The following is a 2,466-nucleotide window of genomic DNA, read 5'->3' on the forward strand; positions in this document are numbered from 1 at the left end:
CGCGTGATGGATCGCGTTTTCGAGCAGGTTTTGAAACACATGGCTCAGACGCTCGCGGTCCATTTTGACCGCGCAATCCAGCGCCGCGTGATTTTCGATGGCGACGCCGGCGCGCTCGGCGAGCGGCCGACACGCGCTCACCGCGAGGGCAATCAATCCGGAAATCGGTTCGGGGATCAGGTTCGGTTCGGTCGGTCAGCCGTAATCGAGCAGGTCGCCCATCAATTTGGAGAGGCGGTTGACTTCGCCGTGCAGCACGTCCATATAGCGATGATGATCGCCGCCTTTTTTCAGACGCGCATCCATCGCATCAAGGGTCGACGAGATGCCGAACAGCGGATTGCGGACTTCGTGCGCGACGCCGAAGACCAGCACGCCCATTGCCGCCATCGTCTCGGACCGCCGCAACTCGGCCTGCAGCCCGGCGCGCTCCCGCTCGGCGCGTTCGCGCCCGGCTATCTCATGCCGCAGATCGACGACCGTCTCGGACAGCCTTTTTTCGCTCGCCTGCAGCGCGTCCTTCGACACCGTGGTTTCCTGCAACTGCCCGACCATGCGGTCGAATTCGTGCGCGAGGTCGCTGAATTCATCGCTGCCCGGCGCCGCGATGCGATAGCCCAGATCTCCTTCGCCGATGGCTCGCGTGCCCGTCATCAGCCGCCTTAGCGGCCGCATGATGAAGTCGAACAGCAAAGCGCCGACGCCGAGCACGCAAAGTAGATACAGCGGAATCAGCAGGCTGATCGTGCGCAGCGCGTCAAGCGCCGCTGCTCAGCCCTTGTCCGTGGCGCCGTCAGATTGCGCAGCGCCAGAGGCTGCATCTGATCGTCGAAGATATCGTCCATCGCGACACGCAGCGCAATGAAACTCTCGCGCTGCCCGGACATGCTGTCTTCGAGGGCGACGACGCGCTGGATCGACGCCGTGACTTCGTTGAAAATTTCGCGCAGGCGCGCCGCGATGCGCCGCTCTTCGGCGCTCAGGTCGTACTTTCGAATTTCGTCAACGCGGCTCCGAAGTAATCGATCTTCTCCGCGATGAAGGTTTTGTATTCGGGTTTTTGCACGCGCTGGTAATTGGCGCCCAGAAACCGAGCTCGGCGATTTCAGCTTCCATATTGCCGGTCGCGGTCGCCTTGTCGAACTTGGCCTGCGTCAGCGTCGGCATCGAATCGATGCCCGGCTGCAGCTCCTTGTGGATGAGCTCGTCGATTCCCTTCGATCTCGGCCGCGACTTTTTCGAATAGCACCTCCTGCTGATCGGCGTGCTGCATCAGGTCCAGCGCGACGAGATTGAGGCCGCGAAACATGAGCAGCTTCGCGGCGACCCCGATCAAGGCGATCACCGCGAGGCCAACGACAATTTTTTGGCGACCGTAAAACGCATGTCTGCGATGGCGTACCTGAGATGGCGCCGGACCGGGCGTCCTGAACGATATTTACAGTGGGCAATGCCGTGCCGGATGGCGGGGGATAAACCCTGCGCGAAGTCGCGACCATATAGAGTAAGCCCTGTCGCCGGGCACTGTGCCTAACGGCTATCCGCAACCGATGTTACGAACTGCCCGGCTTTATTCTAGCGCATGAATGAGGCGCCTGGCGTGTGGTAGAAAACAGTAGCGCCAGAAGCATGCTGGCAACGCGCCGCGGTACAATCCGCAATCATGACTGCAACATCCGTCCGCGCTTTAATCGCGCGAGAAAATTCCGGGCCGCCGGAGCAGCCGCTCGCAGACCGGATCGACGCGCTGCTGCCGCAAACGCAATGCGGACAATGCGGCTACACCGGCTGCAAACCTTATGCCGATGCCATTGCTGAAGGCGAAGCCGCAATCAACCAGTGCCCGCCCGGCGGCGACGAGGGAATACGCGCGCTCGCCGAACTGCTCGGCGTTTCCTGCCTGCCGCTGAACCCGCAATACGGCGAGCACAAACCGAAAACACTGGCCGTGATCGACGAAACGCGCTGCATCGGTTGCGCGCTGTGCCTCGCCGCGTGCCCGGTCGATGCGATCGTCGGCGCGCGAAAGAAAATGCATACGGTCATCGCTGCCGAGTGTACCGGCTGCGCGCTTTGCCTGCCGCCGTGCCCAGTCGATTGCATTGCATTGCAGCCGGCCGCCGAAATGGGCGCCGCGGCCCGCCGTGCAGCGAGTGATCTCGCCCGCGAACGCTATCGCTTTCGCGCATTCAGGCTGGCCCGCGATCAGCGTGAAGCCGACGAAAAGCTTGCTGAAAATACAGCCGCGGCGAGGGCCTTTGGGGATCGCTTGTCGGAACGCGAAGTCGAACCAGATTTTCTCCTTCCCCCTTGACGGGGGAAGGCCCCGCCGACCCGTTAGCCGCAGGCCCGCTTGCGGGAGGCGGGGCCAAGGCGCGCTCCCCGCAAACGGCCGCTTCGCGGTGACGTGTCCGCGCGCCGGGATGGGGGTGGCGGCGGCCGCCAAGATCGGGATTCCACACGGCT

The 2,466-nt window shown here is 62.9% G+C and carries 4 protein-coding genes; 1 reads left to right on the forward strand and 3 read right to left on the reverse strand.

Annotation, left to right across the window (positions count from 1 at the left end; all coding sequences use genetic code 11):
• From H0V78_08985 to H0V78_08995, 3 genes are all read right to left on the reverse strand, one after another.
• The coding region (locus tag H0V78_08985; GenBank protein MBA2351904.1) for a HAMP domain-containing histidine kinase at positions 1-141 on the reverse strand (141 nt) is incomplete at its 3' end.
• 54 nt (positions 142-195) lie between these two features.
• Positions 196-711 carry a HAMP domain-containing protein gene (locus tag H0V78_08990; protein MBA2351905.1) on the reverse strand — a complete coding sequence of 172 codons (516 nt, stop codon included), beginning with the start codon at positions 709-711 and terminating at the stop codon, positions 196-198.
• Between the two features lie 394 nt (positions 712-1,105).
• The gene (locus tag H0V78_08995) at positions 1,106-1,345 is read right to left on the reverse strand and encodes a hypothetical protein (GenBank protein MBA2351906.1); all 240 of its coding nucleotides are present in this window, start codon (positions 1,343-1,345) and stop codon (positions 1,106-1,108) included.
• 318 nt (positions 1,346-1,663) lie between these two features.
• Here H0V78_08995 and H0V78_09000 point away from each other — a divergent pair, with 318 nt between their 5' ends.
• On the forward strand, positions 1,664-2,314 hold the full coding sequence (locus H0V78_09000; protein MBA2351907.1) for an RnfABCDGE type electron transport complex subunit B: 651 nt from the start codon (positions 1,664-1,666) through the stop codon (positions 2,312-2,314).
• Positions 2,315-2,466 lie beyond the last annotated feature (152 nt).

This window comes from Burkholderiales bacterium, assembly GCA_013695435.1.
Lineage (GTDB): Bacteria > Pseudomonadota > Gammaproteobacteria > Burkholderiales > JACMKV01 > JACMKV01.